Raw genomic sequence first — 18,286 nt, forward strand, 5'->3', positions numbered from 1 at the left:
GAATCCATGAGATACCCGGTTTCAACAGGAATCGCTGCCCCGGCCTGGTTCGGCTTCTTCTGCGCATGGGTGGGTTTATGGATCTTTTCCGCGCCTGTTCAGGCAGAGCGCATCAAGGATCTCGCATCGATTCAGGGCATACGCACCAACCAGCTCGTTGGCTACGGGCTGGTAGTGGGGCTGGATGGGACAGGCGATCAGACCGTTCAGACACCGTTTACCATTCAAAGTCTTAATAATATGCTGATGCAACTGGGCGTCAATGTGCCGCCCGGGACGAACATGCGGTTGAGGAATGTGGCGGCTGTAATGGTCACAGCTGCGCTTCCGCCGCTTGCCCAGCCGGGCCAGGCGATCGACGTCACGGTATCCAGCATGGGTAATGCCAGGAGCTTGCGCGGAGGTACCTTGCTGATGACTCCGCTCAAGGGAATCGACGGTCAGGTCTACGGAGTGGCTCAGGGTAACCTGCTGGTCGTTGGAATAGGCGCCGCCGCCAGCGGAAGTAAAGTCCAGGTCAATCATCTGAATGCCGGTCGTATTCCCGGTGGGGCGACAGTCGAACGTGCGGTACCGGTAGCACTGGGACAGGATGGCATGATCCGCCTCGAACTGAATGCCACCGATTTCTCCACGGCGAAACGGATCGTGGATGCGGTCAACACACGCTTCGGCATGGGTACGGCCGCTGCACTGGATGGCCGGGCCATCCAGGTACGGACACCTGCAGAAAGCGATCAAAGGGTGGCATTTCTGGCGGAGATGGAAAGCCTTGCGATCAATGCCGCACAAATGCCGGCCCGAGTGATCGTGAACAGCCGCACCGGTTCAGTGGTCATGAATCAGGCGGCAACGGTAGATCAATGCGCGATTGCTCACGGAAACCTGACGGTCGTCATCAGTACGGAACCCGTGATCAGCCAGCCTGGACCATTTTCGTCGGGGCGGACCGTACAGGCGCAGCGCTCGACCATAGAAATCAAGCAGGAGTCGGGTATGTTGACGATGGTTGAAGGCGCCTCGCTGGCCGAAGTAGTAAAGGCATTGAACGCAATCGGTGCGACGCCGCAGGATCTGCTGGCAATTTTGCAGGCGATGAAGTCGGCCGGTGCGCTGCGGGCTGAGCTGGAAATCATCTGATGGCGGCTTCGGTCGATCTATCCACGCGCTTCGCCCTTGACGTCCAGGCGGTGAACGGGCTACGCGTGGAATCAAAAAAAACCGGCGAGGCTGGTCTTGAAGCCGCAGCCAGGCAGTTCGAAGCGCTCTTTCTGAACATGCTGCTGAAAAGCATGCGCGATGCCACTCCTAAAGACGATCTGATGGAGAGCGAACAGAGCCGGCTGTATCTCTCGATGCTGGATCAACAGTTTTCCCAGACTATGGCTGCGCGCGGCATCGGCCTTGCCGAGATCATGGTGCGCCAGTTGCGCCATGCCGCACCGCCCGATTCAACGGAAAGAGCGCAGACTCCGCAAAACCCCGAGGTCCATACTTTGGATCAATCAACGCCACGTTCTCCAGCGGAGGCAGGGAAGTATCCGGGTTTGCGGGGTTACGCGCCAACAGTGGAGAGGCAGGAACGACTGCATCAACCAGGGTGGTCTGGAGCGGGACAGTCGGAGCCATCCAGGCTGGAACAGGAGGGCTCGCAGGCGAGCGAAGTACCTGCGCATGTGTCCGAGTTCAAGGCAAGGGTAGGTGCATATGCCCAGGAAGTGAGCCAGGCAACAGGCATCCCGGTCCAGTTCATGCTCGGGCAGGCAGCACTGGAAAGCGGATGGGGAAAACGCGAGCTGCGCGCTACGGATGGAACTCCCAGCCACAACCTGTTTGGCATAAAAGCGGGCGCCGGCTGGAAGGGGCCTGTGGTGGAAGCGGTCACGACAGAATATATCAATGGCATTGCGCATAAGAGGGTGGAGAAATTTCGCGCTTATCCATCCTACGCCGAAGCTTTCCGCGACTATGCCAACCTTTTGAGCACCAATCCGCGTTACACGGAAGTACTCAGGCAAGCGGTGCAGAGGCTCGATGCCGAAGGATTCGCCCATGCCCTGCAGCGGGCCGGCTATGCTACGGATCCAGCCTATGGAGACAAGTTAGGCCGGATTATCAAAACGACCTTTGGTCCTGAGTCGTAAGTGGTGAGAATCCCTGATAAACCCCTCGGAGGATTTTCACTGCTCCCCTAAATATTTTCAACCCGATGCCGTCAATATATGCACGACATTCAGATCAGGCTGGCAGAGACAGGGTATACCCATGAGTAATGGTATTTTCGGCATTGGACTCAGCGCGCTCCAGGCTGCCCAGCGGGGGTTGCTCGTTACAGGGCATAACATCAGCAATACCGCAACTCCAGGTTACACCCGTCAGCAGGTTATCCAGTCGACGACCGACGCCAGGGCTACGGGCAGTGGATTTATTGGTCAGGGTGTGCAGACCGATACAGTAAAGCGGGCTTATAACCAGTTTCTCTCCAGGCAGGTTGCGCAGGCTGGAACTGAATCCAGCCAGCTGGAAACATATTTTTCCCAGATGAAGCAGATCGACGGACTGCTGGCCGATTCCATCGGTGGTTCAGGACTGTCGCCCGCCTTGCAGGATTTCTTCGGCAGCCTTCAGGAAATCGCGACAAATCCCGCTGAAGCGGCATCGCGCCAATCCATGCTGTCGAATGCAGAGGTGCTGGTACGGCAGTTTCACTCAATGAGCAGCCAGCTGGATGAAATCCAGGAGGGGGTAAACAGGCAAATCGAGAACAGTACTTCGCTTATCAATACCCTGGGGGCGCGAATCGCAAAATTGAATGAAACCATCAGTATGGCGGAGAGTTCTGCCAACGGCCAGTCGGCGAACGACTTGCGGGATCAGCGCGATGAGTTGGTGACGCAGCTCAACGACGAGGTTCGCGCTACAGTGGTGGTGCAGAGTGACGGTGGATATAGTGTTTTCCTGGGGGCGGGCCAGCCCCTGGTAATGGGTTCGCAGGCGTTTCAGCTTGCTGCCAGACCGTCCGCAATGGATGCGGACCGCCTCGAGATTGCTCATGTTCTTGGCAGCAGCAGTATTCCGCTCAAGGAGGCAAACCTGGATGGAGGCAAACTCGGCGGGTTGCTGCAATTTCGCAACGAGATCATTGATACGGTACGCAACGGGCTGGGCCGGGTGGCGATCGGGCTGGCGGGAACCTTCAATGAACAGCACCGGTTGGGACAAGATGCGCAAGGTAACCTGGGAGGCGACTTTTTTACTACACCGGGTCCGGTGGTAGTGGCATCGGCAGAAAATAGCGGCAACGCAGTCATTGACGCCGAAATCGTCAGTTATCGTGATCTGGACGTCAGTGATTATCGCCTGAGTTTTGATGGCGCCAACTATACCCTGAAACCCATCAGGAATGGAGTAGAAGGAAATGCTCAGACTTTTGCTGCCTTCCCCCAGACAGTGGATGGTGTGCGATTGAACCTTGCTTCCGGAACAGTTGCGGCGGGAGATGAGTTCCTTGTTCGGCCAACGGTCAAGGGCGCCGGCCAGATCGCGGTTGCGATTCAGGATACTGGCAAGATCGCTGCGGCAGCACCGATCCGGACAAGCGCACCAGCCACGAATACCGGTACGGGGCGCATCAGCGCAGGCACGGTGAACGCGCCGCCTCCCACTGATCCCAATCTGCGGCAGGCGGTCACGCTTACTTTTACCAGCGCCACCACTTTTGATGTAAGCGGTACCGGCACAGGAAATCCGACCAGCGTTCCCTTTAATCCGGGTGGGCCGATTACGTTCAATGGCTGGACTGTTCAGATTACCGGAACGCCCAAGCCGGGCGATACGTTCAGTGTCAGCCCGAACACGGATGGAGTGGCTGATAATCGCAATGCCTTGCTGCTGGGAGCATTGCAGTCAAGCAATACATTGGCCGCTGGCGGAGCAAGTTACCAGGGCGCATACGGGCAACTGGTCAGCCAGATGGGTAACAAGACGCGCGAACTGGAGGTCACGGCCGACGCGCAGGCTGCCCTGCTTACCCAAACAAGGGCTTTGCAGCAGTCGGAAGGAGGTGTCAATCTCGACGAGGAAGCGGCTAACCTGCTGCGCTACCAGCAGGCGTACCAGGCGGCGAGCAAGGTGATACAAACAGCTAATCAGATGTTCGATGCGCTGCTCGAGATAATGAGGTAAAAGCGCACTGCAAAGTAGCACCCGCTCACGAAGGGGGCCTGACAACGCTTGAAGCGTGTGATCAGTGCAAGCACCGGCCATGGCAAGAACATGATCAGCATGGGATAGAAATAGAAAAAAGGAATCAAAATGCGCGTCAGCAGTAATACCAGTTACGAGGCGGGAATTGCCGCCATCCACCGCCAGCAGTCGGCACAGATGAAGACCTTTGAGCAGATAAGTACCGGCCGCAGCGCGCTCACGCCGTCTGCAAATCCGGCGGCGTATGTTCGGGCACTCAATGTTGCCGAGGCAGACTCCGCCAACAGTCAATACGCGTTGAACCGGCAAAATGGCATGGCCAGCCTCAGCATGTTGGAAGATACTCTTGGCGGCGTTACAGCCCTGCTGCAAAGGGCGCAGGAGCTTACCGTGTCTGCCGGAAACGGTACGCTGAATGACAGCGGACGCGAAGCCATTGCCACTGAATTGCGCACGAGTCTGGGTGAACTTCTGGGCTTGTCCAACCGAAAGGATGTAAACGGGCAATATCTCTTTTCCGGTTATCAGGGTTCAACCATGCCGTTTAAGGATACCGGGAGCGGGGTGCAATATGTCGGCGATGAAGGCTTGCGCATGATACAAGCCAGCTCATCCCGGCAGCTTGCAGTAAATGAGTCAGGACGAGAGGTGTTCGAGCGCATTCCCGCTGCGGGAGGCGGCTACCACAGCATGTTCAAGACGCTATCGGATCTGGCTGATTTACTCGAAACACCGGTAACCGACCCGACGGGTAAGGCAGCCCTCGCCACCGGTCTGGATACCGCGCAAGCAAACCTGTCCAATGCGCTCGACAATGTGCTCAAGACGCAGGCATCGGTAGGAACGCGCATGAAGGAAATCGATGCCTTGAATGAACGCGGCGAAGATTTGAATATTCAGTACAAACAGCAGCTGTCGGAATTACGGGATGTGGACTACGTTGAGGCCATCAGTGATCTGACTCAGCAGCGGACCTATCTGGAAGCTACGCAGAAGGCATTTCTGAAAGTGCAAAGCCTTTCCCTGTTCGATTATATAGGCTGATGGCGGCAGGATATTTCACGCACGGATTCTTCACTCGGAAAAAAATTTCCTGCTGATGGTTACCATGCTCCGAGTCGTTCCACAGGGAGGCGAGCTATCCGACCGCGGTTCTGACTACGGGTCGTGGCTGTAACGCTACCTGAATTTTCAGTCGAATAGAGACTGACAGATGATTCTAGATACGACTCCACACATTTCTTCAGTCGCGCAGGTAAAGGAATTTTTCCTGGCTCGTCAACCTATTCTGGATCGTAACCAGAATCTGATTGCTTACGAGTTATTATTCCGCCGCACGGGGATCAGGGCGCCGATTAGCGCCGAGGATACACGCGGCGCCGCTTCCATCATCGCACATACATCCGAACTGGGCATTGAGAACGTGACCGGAAGCGCACTGGGCTTCTTCAACGTGAATTCCATGTTGTTGATGGGAGACCTGGTTAATTTTCTACCGCCCGAAAAAGTTGTGTTCGAGTTTCCTCAAACGGACAAGATCACTCCCGAACTCGTCCGGCGTATTGCCGAGCTGACGGATGCAGGATACCGGTTTGCGCTGGATGATGTCATCACCCTGTCCGAATACATAAAACCGTTACTGCCGTTTGTTGAAATCATCAAGATCGATACGTCCCTCATGACGTGCGCCGATCTGGCCATGCTCGTTCGCCAGTTCAAACAGGCGCACAAGGTGCTTCTCGCTGATAAAGTAGAGACGATCGAGCAATTCCAGAATTGCCTTGAACTCGGATTTGACTATTACCAGGGCTACTACTTTGCAAAACCAGCTCTTCTGTCAGGCAAGAAACTTGCAACTTCGCAGCTGGCGATCATGGAACTGATGACTCTGATAGCCAGGGACGCCGACACTATAGAAATCGAGCAACGCATCAAGAAGGAAGTATCGCTCTGCCTGTCGTTATTACGACTGGTCAATACGCCGGGCATGGGTGTTACGAAAAGCATACATTCGTTAAGTGAGGCTTTGATGGTCCTCGGCCGCCGCCAGTTGCAGCGATGGTTGCAAATTCAGATCTATGTCGGTCCGGATCCTCAGATCCAGTTCGGGTCGCCGCTTCTCCTGCTGGCAGCCACACGCGCCAAACTTCTTGAACTCGTCGCCCGAAAACTTCAGCCCGCAAACAGAAGCATGGCTGATATTGCCTTTACCGTGGGCATTTTATCCTTGCTGGATGCTTTGTTCGGGCAACACATGGAAAGAATTCTCCGTCAGATCGTTCTGAGCGAGGAAATCACCGAAGCCTTGCTGTACCGGACAGGGTTCTACGGAGACTTGCTGAAGCTTGCCGAATATCTCGAAAAACCTGGCGAAGCCGGCCGACTGCTCATGCCCCTGCTTGCCAGATTGGGACTGCCGATTGAAGAGCTTTATCCATTCCAGTTGGAAGCATTTGAATGGAGCAATAGTTTGTTGCCTACCTTATAGAAGTCCTGATTTTCCCCCGCCTGGCAAGTTCATCCGCATCCTGGATGCACCCGCGTATGAGGGTTCAAGAGTTGCCGGGGGAGGCAGCCTGAAAAGGAATTCCACTTTGCCTCCCCGGAAGGCCGGGAAACGGGAACGCTGGAGCGGTTATAATACAGGAATGGATACTGTTCATGGCAGTGAGCCAACCCGTGGCGAGATCGATTTGCTCCAGGGTCCAACTCTTGTCGAGTTCGGTGCAGCATGGTGCGGATACTGCCGGGTTGCGCGACCGTTGATTGCTTCAGCCTTGTCAGGAGCTTCACCGGTGCGCCATATCCGGATAGAGGATGGAAAAGGTCGACGGTTGGGACGCTCGTTTGGAGTGAAGCTGTGGCCGACCCTGATCTTTTTGAAGGACGGAAAAGAAATGGCTCGCCTGGTCCGGCCTGAGAGTTCCGATCTTATTCAGCGCGCTCTTGAAAATATCTGCAAGGATGCGTGAATCTTCAAGGGCGGGTGATCGCGCCGTATCCTCTACGTCCAGACAGAATCTGTCGCATTATAACTTGCGCAGTCAATAACGATCAGCACTGCATGAAGCAAAAAAAGGAAAAATCAGACTCCATCCATATGGGGGAAGCGTATCCTCCGGATGTTGCCGCCAATTCTCCGGGGATGGTTTTTCAATACATACAGAAGGAAGACGGTACTTCCTCCATGCCCTTTATCAGCGACCAGTGCGTAAGCGTGCTTGGTATTTCGGCTGCAGAACTCAAAGCCAATCCCTCGCTGCTTCTGGATCTGGTGCTCCCGGAAGACCGGGAAAGCCTCCAGTATTCGAAGGCACAATCCGCAGCTAATCTGACAACGTGGAATTGGGAAGGACGTCTGTGGATCGAATCCTACGGGGATATAAAGTGGGTCAGCCTGCGAGCGAGTCCGAGGCGGGAGAAGGGCGCGTGCGTGGTTTGGGAAGGCATCATCATCAATATCACCGAGAGCAGGCGCCGGGAGACAGAACTCAAGGAATCCCATGAACGGCTCAAGGAAGTATCAGCGCACGTCATGGCGGCGAGGGAGCACGAGCGTATACGCATTGCCAGAGAAATACACGATGATCTGGGGGGAAACCTCACTGCCATCAAGATCGATCTCGACTGGCTGGTGAGGCGGATCGATGCAGGTGCCAGCAGCGCCGAGAATGCTGCATTACTTGCGAAAGTGCGTACTGTTTCCGATCTGGTGGATCGCACCATGCATTCGATACAACGTATTTCCCGAGACCTGCGGCCAGGCATCATGGATTTTGGCATTTTTGCGGCAATAGAATGGGAAGCGGGCGAATTTGCAAAACGCTATGGCATCCCTTGTAAAGTGTCATGCAACGAGTCGGATATTGAACTCGAACCTGACATGGCTGTGGCCGTATTTCGAATGTCAATAATGAAAATCGAACAATCGGGAGCCATCATTCAACCAGGGATCGGTTCCAGAGCAACCGAAGGTGAATTCCTGCACGCTGATGTTCGCCTGTCGGCCGCGGATGGAAATCCACCCACGCCGCAGACCGTGCAGGTGAAACAGGAAATTGAAAAGGAAAAGGAAAAGGAAGCAACGCTACTCGCTGGCTCGAGTCTGGAATTCAGCGTTGATACCGACACCAACAGGATAGTGGTAAAAGTCGTAGACAACGAAACCCGGGAACTGGTGAGGCAGATTCCCATGGAAGAAATGCTGGCCCTGGCAAAGGCCATGAATCAGCTGCAGGGTTTGTTGCTGCGCACCAAAGCCTGATGGCAGGGCAGGCACGCCCGTCGAAAACAGGAATACAGAAGAGGACAGGAATATGGCGATTACCGCTGCTGGGGCAGGTTCGAACCTGGATGTAAATGGCATAGTCAGCCAGTTGATGGCAGCAGAACGCACACCGCTTGCTTTGCTTCAGAAGCGCGAATCCGACTATCAGGCAAAACTATCCGCTTATGGAACACTGAAAGGCGCCTTGTCTGCTTTTCAGACGGCAATGCAGGGCTTGGCTGATCCTGCAAAATATCAGGCTATTAGCGCGAGTGCGGCAGATAGCTCCCTGTTGACTGCAACCGGGAATGGTGACGGCAAGGCGGTGCCGGGTAATTATTCGGTGGAAGTACAGCAGCTTGCCCAACAGCAGAAAATCCGTTCGGACGGTTTTGCCAGCACGTCAAGCACCGTAGGCAGCGGGACTTTGACGATACAGTACGGCACTTATGATAGCGTCCTGAATACTTTTACTCTCAACGACGCGAAACCGGCGCAAACGATAACGATCGATCCCTCCCGCAACACCCTCTCCGGCGTGCGTGATGCCATTAATGCAGCCAATGTCGGCGTGAGTGCAACGATTGTGAATGACGGTGCCAGCAACAAACTTGTGCTGACCGCAAAGGATACGGGGGCGGCGAACAGCCTGAAGATTACCGTCAGCGATGACGATGGCGGCAATCTTGATGCAGCCGGACTCTCCAGTCTTGCCTTCGATCCGGCCGCGGGAGCGGGCTCCGGCAAGAATCTCACCCAGGTGCAGGCCGCCCAGGATGCGAAGCTGCGGATCGACGGGATCGATATCGCCAAATCATCGAATACGATTACAGACGCAATTGAAGGCGTGACACTCAGCCTGCTCAAAACGAATGCAGGCAGTCCGACGACACTGAATGTCTCGCAAGATACCGCTACTGTCAAGACAGCGGTCGAAACATTCGTAAAATCGTACAACAGCATCAATCAAACGCTTTCCGACCTCAGTTCTTATAACTCGGCAGCGAAGAGGGGCGCAATATTGCAGGGGGATTCGGCTGCATTCTCGGTTCAGCGCGGAATTCGAGCGGCGTTAACGGCCATGACCGGCGGCGGGGACGGCTTCATCTCCCTCTCCCAGATTGGCGTTACCTTGCAGAAAGACGGCAGCCTGGCAGTGGATGCGGCAAAGCTGCAAGCGTCAATGGACGCAAAATTTGAACAGATCGGCAAGCTGTTTACGATAGGTGGCACCTCCACCGACAGCCTGATTACATACGACGGCGCAACGGACAAGACAATAGCTGGAAATTATGCCGTTACGGTTACACAACTTGCAACGCAAGGCAGCCTCAGTGGAAACCAGGCGGCAGGGCTAACGATAACGGCAGGGGTCAACGATCAGCTCAATTTCAATGTGGATGGGGTGGCAGCCAGTATTACGCTAGCCGAGGGAATTTATGCTTCCGCGGATGCACTGGCGGCCGAAGTGCAAAGCAAGCTGAATGGTTTCTCTGGCCTGACTAACGAAGGAATTTCAGTATCGGTTTCCCAGTCCGGCGGCGTATTGAGTATCGTGTCGGCGCGCTACGGATCCGCCTCCAGTGTCGTCCTCATGGGAGGTAATGGTGCAGGCAATCTGCTCGGGGCCAGTCCTGCGGGAGTGACGGGAATGGATGTCGCAGGCTCCATCAATGGCGTTTCCGCTACAGGATCGGGACAGATGCTGACTGCCACTGGCGGAGGAACGGCCGAAGGTCTGCGCGTCGCCATTCACGGCGGTGCGCTCGGTACTCGGGGGGCAGTCGAGTTCTCGCGAGGCTACGCCGAGCGATTGAGCAAGGTTGCAGAAGAGTTTCTCGCTACTGAAGGAGTGATCGCCAGCCGGGTCGATGGGCTGAACGCCAGTATCAAGGATATCGATCGGCGCCAGGAGGATTTTAGCCGTCGACTCGAAATGGTTGAGGCGCGTTACCGGGCGCAGTTCTCTGCGCTCGATGCCATGCTGGGCAGCTTGACCCAGACGAGCCAGTTTCTTCAACAACAGCTGGCCGCGCTGCCGACTCTCAACGAAAAATGACAGAAGAGGTAAATATATGTATCCAGCATCTCGCTGCGGTGTAAACGCCTACACCCGCGTTGGTCTTGAAACGGGTGTAATAGCTGCCAGTCCTCATAAGCTCGTCCTGATGCTGTTCGAAGGAGCACGGATAGCATTGGCTTCGGCGCTTGCCCATACGCGAAGCGGCCAGATCGCGGCCAGGGGTGAAGCGATTTCCAAAGCCATTGCAATCATCAACTCCGGCTTGCAAGCCAGCCTGGACATCAAAGCGGGAGGAGAGCTCGCGCAGCAATTGAATGCACTTTATGAGTACATGGGGCGCCGGCTGTTGCAGGCTAATGTTCATGACAAACCGGAATACATCGAAGAGGTAAGTGGTCTTCTTGGCGAGCTGCACGAAGCATGGGAAGCGATCGGATCGTTCACGCAGCCAGGTGAAGAGGGAAAGATGATTTCATCCGTCGCTCATGACGGCATCGCCAATCTGAAAAAAGCGTAATGATGATGACAAGTGCAGAAAACCTTGCTGTGTTTCAGTCTCTTTCCGATCTTACCGGAGAGATGAGAGAAGCTGCCCAGGCGAGTGAATGGGATCAGCTTGCGGGATTGGAGCGACGCTGCGCAGCCCTGGTGGCACAGCTCGAGGCTGCAGAACCGGTGCGGCTTCCGCCGGATATGCAGCGGCGGAAAGTTGAACTGATTCACAAGATTCTGGCCGATGACGCAGTGATACGCGAGTATACGGAGCCATGGATAAAACAGGTTCAAGCTCTGCTCGGTACTGCCAGCCGCTCGCGGTGCGTCCGTCAGGCATATGAGTCGGGAGCGTGGAATTTCTGAGCAGGAATTCCGGGAACGAGCTTTCGTAGCATCATCTTCATTCCAGGTTTTCCCAGCCCCTAACCATCGGAACAGGAGAATTCGATCTGTATGCATCCGGCACAATCGCGGCAATAACTTCAATCCATCCGGTTCAGTCTTCACTTCAAGGACGTGAGGATTTTACTTCGCTCCTCGCCGGACTGGAGCCCGGACGTTCTCTGAGAGCACAGGTACAAGCCCTGCTTCCCAATAACGAATTCATCGTAATGCTGTACGACCGGGAGGGGCGAGACAGGCAGGTGTTACAGATGAAATTGCCCCGGAGCGCGCATCTGGGCGAAACTTTCAATCTGATTTTCCTGTCCCGCGTGCCAAAGCCGACGTTCGGGCTCGTGCCCGACTCTCCAACAGTGGCTTCGCAGTTGAGTGTGACCGGGCGTTTCATCAGCACGCTGCTCCAGCAGCCGCTTCTGCTTCCTTCTGACTCTTCTGGCACCCGATCTGCGCAGCCAAATCAGCCAAATACGGCGCCATTACTTCCCGCGCCGCCACGCGAGGGTACGCCGGCCCAGCATACGCAACTCTCTCAAGGACTGATGCAAGCAATCAGTTCAAGCGGGCTATTTTATGAGTTTCATCTGGCGCAATGGGTGGCCGGCAAGAGATCATTGACAAGCCTGCTGCTGGAACCGCAGGGGCGTTTATCGGAAAACCTCTCGCAGTTGCCCGGTACTGCTTCGCCCCCGGCTTCACCGGGAGGCGAGCTTCATTTACCAGCTCACCCGCATCAGGATTACTCGAATCCCATGCATCGCGATACTCAAGCGCTCTTGCGGCAGCAACTGGATGTTCTGGAAAACGGCCATCTTCAGTGGCAAGGCGAAATCTGGCCCGGCCAGACTATCGGGTGGGATACAGTCGGGGAGAAGATGGATGAATCGGAAGGTGACGGCACCACTCGATATCCCGTATGGAAAACCAGTGTACGTCTTACGCTGCCGAATCTGGGATTTATCAGCGCGGTTCTGAGGCTTGGTGAGTCTGGAGTCGAGGTTCGTCTTGCTGCAACCGAATCGTCCGCCGCGATCCTGCGGGCGGGGGCAGGGCATCTCGTCGCAGGACTGGATTCCGCAGGAATCAGATTATCGAGTATGGGTATCGAGGCGGATGAAAAGGCTGAATCGGTCTGAGGCTGCCGTTGCGCTGGCGTATCGTGCCGGCGATCATGCGCCGCAGGTTGTTGCCAAGGGACGCGGTCTGGTTGCCGAAAATATTATCCGGGAGGCACGAAGACACGGAGTTTTCGTTCATGAATCCCCGGAACTGGTGTCCCTGCTCATGCAGGTGGATCTGGATCAGCACATTCCCCCGCAGCTCTACCGGGCGGTGGCAGAATTGCTCGCATGGCTTTACAGGATGGAAGCCGGGGATCAGAACAACGAGGAGTCCCCGTCAATCCCGTTCAGCTCCTAAACCGGCATATTCATAATATCCTGGTAGGCTGCAACCAGCTTGTTGCGTACTTGCACCGTGTACTGAAACGAGATGGATGCTTTCTGCAGCGAGATCATGGCTTCAGTCAGATTGGCCTCGGGCGCGCCCAATTCAAAATCTCTGGCAAGCTTCGATGCATGCTGCTGAACGTTATTGACCTGATCCAGCGATCTCCTGAATACGGTTGCGAAATCGACACGTCCCGCTTCACTTCCAGTTTCGTCTCCATTCGCTATTGTCCCGGCTGGACCCGCTTTGCTGCCAGCAAGCGCAGCGCCCGCGCGTAGCTGGGCGAGCATCGAATCTATGTTTGAAATGTCCATGGTTTCCGGCAAGTACTTTTGAAAGGCATACAAGATAGCACTCTCTCCTGTATTCCGTTTTTTGAAAAGGCCGTAAAACCGGTTTCTTTTTCCCGTATTGAAAGCTGCAGCCATGGTGATAATGGCGACTCTCAAGAGGTTTGCCAAGATACGCCTATTCATCTATCCATATATGACAGAGAAAAATAAACGCGATTCGATCTGGAGTGCAGGACTGGGGAGAAACAGGTGACATCGGGTACGGATGCCGTAACAATGAACAGCGCAATGAACAGTGCCGCAAACAGTTCGGCCAATGGCGCGGTAAGCAGCGTTCAGGGTCGACTGCAAAGCTTTCTGACGCGATTATCCAGCCAGCAGAAAATCGCGCTCATGCTGACCGTTTCTTCTGTGGTTGCATTGCTGGCGGCCGGATGGATGTGGACCCAGGCACCGGACTACAAGGTGCTGTTCAGCAATGTCTCCGACGGTGATGGCGGCGCAATCATCGCATCCCTCCAGCAGATGAATGTGCCCTATAAATTTGCCGAAGGCGGTGGAGCGATACTCGTCCCATCGAACCAGGTGCACGACACTCGCCTTAAACTTGCATCCCAGGGGTTGCCAAGGGGTGGCCTGGTGGGCTTCGAACTGATGGAAAAGCAGAAGTTCGGTACCAGCCAGTTTCTTGAGCAGGTCAATTTCCAGCGCGCGCTGGAAGGTGAACTGGCCCGTTCCGTCCAGGCGCTGGCAGCTGTCGACAGCGCCAGAGTCCATCTGGCAATCCCGAAGCAATCGGTATTCATGCGGGAGCAACAGAAACCCAGCGCATCCGTGCTGGTGAACCTCTACCCCGGCCGCACACTTGATCCCCAGCAGGTCAATGCGATCGTCCACCTGGTTTCCAGCAGCGTCCCCAATCTGCACGTGAAGAATGTGACGGTAGTGGATCAACAAGGCGATTTGTTGACCAGGATCGATGAATCGAACGCCAATACGGGACTGGATCCAGCCCAGCTCAAGTACTTGCATGCGCTGGAGCAAAGCTATATCAAGCGGATCGAGGCGATTCTGATTCCCATTGTGGGACAGGAAAATGTCCGTGCCCAGGTCGCGGCCGAGGTCGATTTTGCACACTCCGAACAAACCAGCGAAACGTACAGACCCAACCAGGACTCTGCAGGCTCCACGATCCGCAGTCAGCAGACTTCGGAATCCACGGCTGTGGGCACCCAGAATGAAGGCGGCGTTCCGGGCGCGCTTTCCAATCAGCCTCCGGTTCCGGCAACCGCTCCGGTTACCACGCCGCCGCCAGCACCTCCCGGCGCAAATTCCGGGCAGTCACCCGGAGCAACCGCATCCCAATCCCGCGCCCCAAGCAGCACGCGCAAGGATGCCACCATCAATTACGAAGTCGATAAAACAATCCAGCATGTGCGCAAACCAGTCGGCGGTATAAAAAGACTTTCTGTTGCAGTTGTGGTCAACCACCGCAAAGTCGTGGACGAGAATGGTGTCATCAGCGCCAAGCCGCTGAGCGAGGTGGAGAAATCCCAGATTACCGATCTGGTGAAAGAGGCTGTGGGATTCAGCAGGGAACGCGGAGATACACTGAACGTAGTCAACAGTCATTTCACAGGCGTGGAGCGGGAAGCAGCGCCAGAGATCCCATTGTGGAAACAGCCCGAGGCCATTGAACTGGCTCAGCAGATCGGAAAAACGCTTCTGATTGGCGGGTTGATTCTGTATCTGGTGCTGGGTGTGCTACGTCCTTCGCTCAAGCGTATCAACCAGCCGGAACCTCCACTTCTAGCCGAACCTGAGACCGATGAGCAGCATGTGCAACCTGTTCCCGCACTGAAACCCGCACCACAACCTTCTGAATACGAGCAAAGACTGACGCTCGCGCGCCAGCTCGCAAAAAAAGAGCCGAAGCTGGTGGCAAGCGTCGTCAAGCAATGGGTGGCCGGTCATGAATGAGGAGGGCATCTACAAGAGCGCAGTCCTGCTCCTGTCATTGGGCGAAGACGAGGCGGTGCAGGTACTGAAGCATCTTAATCAGCTGGAAGTACAAAAACTCGGCGCTGCGATGGCCAAGCTCCGGAACCTGAGCCGAGAACAGGTCGATAGTGTTCTGGGCGATTTCTGCGGCCGGGTCATGCGTGAGCCGCTTTTTCTGGATGTCGATCCGGAAAATTACGCACGTACGGTGCTCGAAAGAGCTTTGGATGAAGATAAATCGACAGACAACATCAGCCGCATTCTCGAGGGACACGACACGAGCGGGATCGAGGGACTCAAGTGGATTGATTCGCAGTCAGTCGCGGAACTCATCAAGGGGGAGCACCCGCAGATCATTGCTACCATTCTCGTCCACCTCGACCGTCACCAGGCCAGTGAAATTCTCGGGCAACTGAGCGAGCAGCTTCGCAATGACATCCTGCTGCGTATCGCCACGCTCGAAGGCATTCAGCCTTCCGCATTGCGCGAACTCAATACGGTGCTGACCGATTTGTTGTCCGGCAGTGAAAATATCAACAAAAGCTCGGTGGGCGGCATTCGTACCGCAGCGGAAATCATCAACTTCATGGGTAGCACCGCGGAAACCTCGGTGCTTGATAATTTGCGGGAATTCGACGCGGATCTGGCGCAAAAAATAATGGACCAGATGATTGTATTCGAGAATCTCATGGATATTGACGACCGTGGAATTCAGACGCTGCTGCGGGAAATTCAATCTGACATCCTGGTGATCGCGCTGAAAGGTGCAGCCTGGGATCTGCGTGAAAGGATTTTCAAGAATATGTCGAAACGCGCATCTGAAATCCTGCGTGAAGACCTCGAAGCGATGGGACCCGTAAGGGTAAGCGAAGTTGAAAACCATCAGAAACAGATATTACAGATCGTCCGGCGACTCGCAGATGAGGGGCAAATCGTGTTCGGCAGCAAGAACGAAGAAAGCTACGTATGAGTAAGGTTGGTGCGCAGGCAAAAAAATGCGGCGAAAGGCCAAGAGTGACGTCTCGGGCAAGCCAGATCATTCTCAAGGAAGATTTGTCGACCTGTCGTCGTTGGGAAATGGATATCCTGGAGCAAGGTTCAATGCTCGAAGGGCCGGTGGACGCTTCAGCTGATAGCAAAGACGAGACAATACCTGAGCAAATACAGGTTGCGCTGCCTACAGTGGAGGAAATCGAAAAAATACATCAGGAGGCCCGGCAGGAAGGCTATGACGCAGGGTATGAAACTGCCCGGGAAGCTGGCATAAAAGCCGGTTACGATGCTGGCCGCGAGCGCGCCAGCCTTGAAGCCGGGCAATTGACGGCTGCATTTCGCGGTCTCCAGGAAGCCTTGACAAGTGCTGATCAGAAGGTTTGCAATGCTCTGCTTTCCCTTGCACTCGACGTCGCCAAAGAGATGGTGCGTGAGGCGTTGCGGGTGAAACCGGAACTTGTTTTCGCGGTCGTTCGCGAATGTATCCAGTCTGAACCGATACTTGGGCAGCCGGCACAGCTATTTTTGCACCCGGAAGATGCTGCCCTGGTGCGCACGCACCTGAATCAGGAGCTCGACCATTGCGCCATCAGCCTCGATCCTCGCCTGGAGCGGGGAGGGTGCCGGATCAGGGTGGGGCCAAGCGATATCGATGCCACCGTGTCCACCCGCTGGCGCCGCATAACCCAGGCGCTGGGACAACATAATGACTGGCTGGAGCGTCACTGATGGAAGCCTTATCCCATACCGATCGATGGCAAGGATTTCTCAAAAACTGTGGCGGGCTGGCGGTGGTGTCGCCGCCCTTCCAGGTTTCCGGGAGTCTCACGCGTGTTACCGGATTGATAATGGAAGCAACGGGCCTCAAGCTGGCTGTGGGCAGTGGATGCACCATACTGATGCCCAACGGTAACAGCATGGAGGCTGAGGTAGTGGGTTTTCATGATGACAGGCTTTACCTGATGCCGGCCCACGGCATGTTCGGATTGGCTCCCGGCGCCAAGATCGTGCCGTGGGATCGCACTGGCGTGCTTTCTAATCCAGTCAGCGCGTCCCGCCAGCGGCGCCGGGCATCTGATCAGATCAGCCGGTTTCCAGTGGGAGAAGCGCTACTGGGAAGGGTGGTGGATGGCACGGGGCGTCCCCTGGATGACCTTGGCCCGTTAGAGGTGGAACGTTCGGCTCCGCTCGCAAGTTCGCCCATCAACCCGCTCGACCGGGAACCGATCAGCGAGGTCCTTGATGTAGGGGTGCGCGCGATAAACGCCCTGCTTACGGTGGGGCGCGGTCAGCGCATGGGCCTTTTTGCCGGTTCCGGCGTGGGAAAGAGCGTCCTGCTCGGCATGATGGCGCGCTATACCAGCGCCGATATCATTGTCGTGGGATTGATCGGTGAGCGCGGAAGAGAGGTCAAGGATTTCATCGAGCAAATCCTGGGTGCTGAAGGATTGGCGCGTTCAGTGGTAGTGGCAGCACCGGCAGATACCTGGCCCTTGATGAGATTGCAGGGTGCGTCCTATGCGACTTCTATCGCCGAATACTTTCGGGACCAGGGAAAAAATGTTCTATTGATCATGGACTCACTCACCCGTTATGCAATGGCGCAGCGTGAGATCGCGCTTGCGATCGGGGAGCCTCCCGCGACCAAAGGGTATCCGCCTTCCGTATTCGCCAAACTGCCGCAATTGGTGGAGAGGGCAGGGAATGGGGTCAAGGGCAGTGGTTCGATCACTGCTTTTTATACAGTGTTAGCCGAGGGGGACGACCAGCAGGATCCCATCGCAGATGCGGCAAGGGCGATTCTGGACGGACACATCGTGCTTTCGCGGCAACTGGCGGAAAGCGGGCATTATCCTGCCATCGATGTCGAAGCCTCCATCAGTCGCGCCATGACCAGCCTGATCCCGCCCGAATATTTTGAGCAGGTGCGTTATTTCAAGCAGCTTTTTTCACGCTACCAGCGTTCGCGCGACCTGATCAGTGTAGGAGCGTATTCTCCGGGGAATGACCCGTTGCTGGATCGGGCGATTGCCCTGTATCCAAAACTCGAACGTTTTCTTCAGCAAACCATGGTGGAGCGCGCAGGGTATGAAGAGAGTACCCGAAGCCTGGGGGCTCTGCTTGCTTCAAACTTCAATGCTTCAAACTTCAATTAATCTT

The 18,286-nt window shown here is 55.5% G+C and carries 17 protein-coding genes; 16 read left to right on the plus strand and 1 reads right to left on the minus strand.

Going from position 1 to position 18,286, the window contains the following annotated elements; all coding sequences use genetic code 11:
* The first annotated feature begins 6 nt into the window (after positions 1–6).
* The 12 genes from ACZ5BW_RS06910 to ACZ5BW_RS06965 all read left to right on the plus strand — a co-directional run bounded on the left by ACZ5BW_RS06910 (position 7) and on the right by ACZ5BW_RS06965 (position 12,809).
* Positions 7–1,140 carry a flagellar basal body P-ring protein FlgI gene (locus ACZ5BW_RS06910; protein WP_464543529.1) on the plus strand — a complete coding sequence of 378 codons (1,134 nt, stop codon included), beginning with the start codon at positions 7–9 and terminating at the stop codon, positions 1,138–1,140.
* A complete protein-coding gene (gene flgJ / locus ACZ5BW_RS06915) occupies positions 1,140–2,144 on the plus strand; it encodes a flagellar assembly peptidoglycan hydrolase FlgJ (protein ID WP_464543530.1) in 1,005 nt (334 codons plus the stop codon). The genes ACZ5BW_RS06910 and flgJ overlap by 1 nt, the downstream gene beginning before the upstream one ends.
* Positions 2,145–2,265: 121 nt before the next feature.
* Positions 2,266–4,185 carry a flagellar hook-associated protein FlgK gene (flgK, locus tag ACZ5BW_RS06920; RefSeq protein WP_464543531.1) on the plus strand — a complete coding sequence of 640 codons (1,920 nt, stop codon included), beginning with the start codon at positions 2,266–2,268 and terminating at the stop codon, positions 4,183–4,185.
* Positions 4,186–4,314: 129 nt separating this feature from the next.
* Entirely contained in the window at positions 4,315–5,250 is a 936-nt protein-coding gene (gene flgL / locus ACZ5BW_RS06925) for a flagellar hook-associated protein FlgL (RefSeq protein ID WP_464543532.1), read from the plus strand.
* Between the two features lie 169 nt (positions 5,251–5,419).
* Positions 5,420–6,694: an EAL and HDOD domain-containing protein gene (locus ACZ5BW_RS06930; protein ID WP_464574209.1), complete on the plus strand. Its 1,275-nt coding sequence runs from the start codon at positions 5,420–5,422 to the stop codon at positions 6,692–6,694.
* A 160-nt stretch (positions 6,695–6,854) separates the two neighbouring features.
* Positions 6,855–7,178 (plus strand): thioredoxin family protein, encoded by a 324-nt coding sequence (locus ACZ5BW_RS06935; protein ID WP_464574219.1) that lies wholly within the window; start codon positions 6,855–6,857, stop codon positions 7,176–7,178.
* Positions 7,179–7,270: 92 nt separating this feature from the next.
* Positions 7,271–8,470: a flagellar protein FlaG gene (locus ACZ5BW_RS06940; RefSeq protein ID WP_464574210.1), complete on the plus strand. Its 1,200-nt coding sequence runs from the start codon at positions 7,271–7,273 to the stop codon at positions 8,468–8,470.
* 52 nt (positions 8,471–8,522) lie between these two features.
* Positions 8,523–10,532, plus strand: coding sequence for a flagellar filament capping protein FliD (gene fliD, locus ACZ5BW_RS06945; protein ID WP_464543535.1), 2,010 nt, complete (start codon positions 8,523–8,525; stop codon positions 10,530–10,532).
* A gap of 16 nt (positions 10,533–10,548) precedes the next feature.
* Positions 10,549–11,013: a flagellar export chaperone FliS gene (fliS, locus tag ACZ5BW_RS06950; protein ID WP_464543536.1), complete on the plus strand. Its 465-nt coding sequence runs from the start codon at positions 10,549–10,551 to the stop codon at positions 11,011–11,013.
* Positions 11,013–11,354 carry a flagellar protein FliT gene (locus ACZ5BW_RS06955; protein ID WP_464543537.1) on the plus strand — a complete coding sequence of 114 codons (342 nt, stop codon included), beginning with the start codon at positions 11,013–11,015 and terminating at the stop codon, positions 11,352–11,354. The genes fliS and ACZ5BW_RS06955 overlap by 1 nt, the downstream gene beginning before the upstream one ends.
* A gap of 290 nt (positions 11,355–11,644) precedes the next feature.
* Entirely contained in the window at positions 11,645–12,526 is an 882-nt protein-coding gene (gene fliK / locus ACZ5BW_RS06960) for a flagellar hook-length control protein FliK (protein WP_464543538.1), read from the plus strand.
* Positions 12,504–12,809, plus strand: a complete 306-nt coding sequence (locus ACZ5BW_RS06965; protein ID WP_464543539.1) for an EscU/YscU/HrcU family type III secretion system export apparatus switch protein — start codon at positions 12,504–12,506, stop codon at positions 12,807–12,809. The genes fliK and ACZ5BW_RS06965 overlap by 23 nt, the downstream gene beginning before the upstream one ends.
* Here ACZ5BW_RS06965 and fliE read toward each other — a convergent pair.
* On the minus strand, positions 12,806–13,153 hold the full coding sequence (gene fliE / locus ACZ5BW_RS06970) for a flagellar hook-basal body complex protein FliE (RefSeq protein WP_464574211.1): 348 nt from the start codon (positions 13,151–13,153) through the stop codon (positions 12,806–12,808). The two genes, ACZ5BW_RS06965 and fliE, sit on opposite strands and share 4 nt — an antisense overlap.
* Before the next feature lie 228 nt (positions 13,154–13,381).
* Here fliE and fliF point away from each other — a divergent pair, with 228 nt between their 5' ends.
* The 4 genes from fliF to fliI are packed head-to-tail and all read left to right on the plus strand — an operon-like array spanning position 13,382 to position 18,282.
* The gene (fliF, locus tag ACZ5BW_RS06975) at positions 13,382–15,112 is read left to right on the plus strand and encodes a flagellar basal-body MS-ring/collar protein FliF (protein WP_464543542.1); all 1,731 of its coding nucleotides are present in this window, start codon (positions 13,382–13,384) and stop codon (positions 15,110–15,112) included.
* Positions 15,105–16,103 (plus strand): flagellar motor switch protein FliG, encoded by a 999-nt coding sequence (fliG, locus tag ACZ5BW_RS06980; RefSeq protein WP_464543543.1) that lies wholly within the window; start codon positions 15,105–15,107, stop codon positions 16,101–16,103. Before fliF ends, fliG begins: the two co-directional genes overlap by 8 nt.
* Positions 16,100–16,855, plus strand: a complete 756-nt coding sequence (locus ACZ5BW_RS06985; protein ID WP_464543545.1) for a flagellar assembly protein FliH — start codon at positions 16,100–16,102, stop codon at positions 16,853–16,855. Before fliG ends, ACZ5BW_RS06985 begins: the two co-directional genes overlap by 4 nt.
* Complete coding sequence (gene fliI, locus ACZ5BW_RS06990; RefSeq protein WP_464543547.1) at positions 16,855–18,282, plus strand: flagellar protein export ATPase FliI; 1,428 nt, start codon at positions 16,855–16,857, stop codon at positions 18,280–18,282. Before ACZ5BW_RS06985 ends, fliI begins: the two co-directional genes overlap by 1 nt.
* Positions 18,283–18,286 lie beyond the last annotated feature (4 nt).

The organism is Nitrosospira sp. TNL300 (assembly GCF_055385915.1).

Coding starts and splice junctions, on each gene's coding strand:
- ACZ5BW_RS06910 (WP_464543529.1), top strand. CDS start 7: ATGAGATACCCGGTTTCAACAGGAATCGCTGCCCCGGCCTGGTTCGGC.
- flgJ (WP_464543530.1), top strand. CDS start 1,140: ATGGCGGCTTCGGTCGATCTATCCACGCGCTTCGCCCTTGACGTCCAG.
- flgK (WP_464543531.1), top strand. CDS start 2,266: ATGAGTAATGGTATTTTCGGCATTGGACTCAGCGCGCTCCAGGCTGCC.
- flgL (WP_464543532.1), top strand. CDS start 4,315: ATGCGCGTCAGCAGTAATACCAGTTACGAGGCGGGAATTGCCGCCATC.
- ACZ5BW_RS06930 (WP_464574209.1), top strand. CDS start 5,420: ATGATTCTAGATACGACTCCACACATTTCTTCAGTCGCGCAGGTAAAG.
- ACZ5BW_RS06935 (WP_464574219.1), top strand. CDS start 6,855: ATGGATACTGTTCATGGCAGTGAGCCAACCCGTGGCGAGATCGATTTG.
- ACZ5BW_RS06940 (WP_464574210.1), top strand. CDS start 7,271: ATGAAGCAAAAAAAGGAAAAATCAGACTCCATCCATATGGGGGAAGCG.
- fliD (WP_464543535.1), top strand. CDS start 8,523: ATGGCGATTACCGCTGCTGGGGCAGGTTCGAACCTGGATGTAAATGGC.
- fliS (WP_464543536.1), top strand. CDS start 10,549: ATGTATCCAGCATCTCGCTGCGGTGTAAACGCCTACACCCGCGTTGGT.
- ACZ5BW_RS06955 (WP_464543537.1), top strand. CDS start 11,013: ATGATGATGACAAGTGCAGAAAACCTTGCTGTGTTTCAGTCTCTTTCC.
- fliK (WP_464543538.1), top strand. CDS start 11,645: ATGAAATTGCCCCGGAGCGCGCATCTGGGCGAAACTTTCAATCTGATT.
- ACZ5BW_RS06965 (WP_464543539.1), top strand. CDS start 12,504: ATGAAAAGGCTGAATCGGTCTGAGGCTGCCGTTGCGCTGGCGTATCGT.
- fliE (WP_464574211.1), bottom strand. CDS start 13,153: ATGGACATTTCAAACATAGATTCGATGCTCGCCCAGCTACGCGCGGGC.
- fliG (WP_464543543.1), top strand. CDS start 15,105: ATGAATGAGGAGGGCATCTACAAGAGCGCAGTCCTGCTCCTGTCATTG.
- ACZ5BW_RS06985 (WP_464543545.1), top strand. CDS start 16,100: ATGAGTAAGGTTGGTGCGCAGGCAAAAAAATGCGGCGAAAGGCCAAGA.
- fliI (WP_464543547.1), top strand. CDS start 16,855: ATGGAAGCCTTATCCCATACCGATCGATGGCAAGGATTTCTCAAAAAC.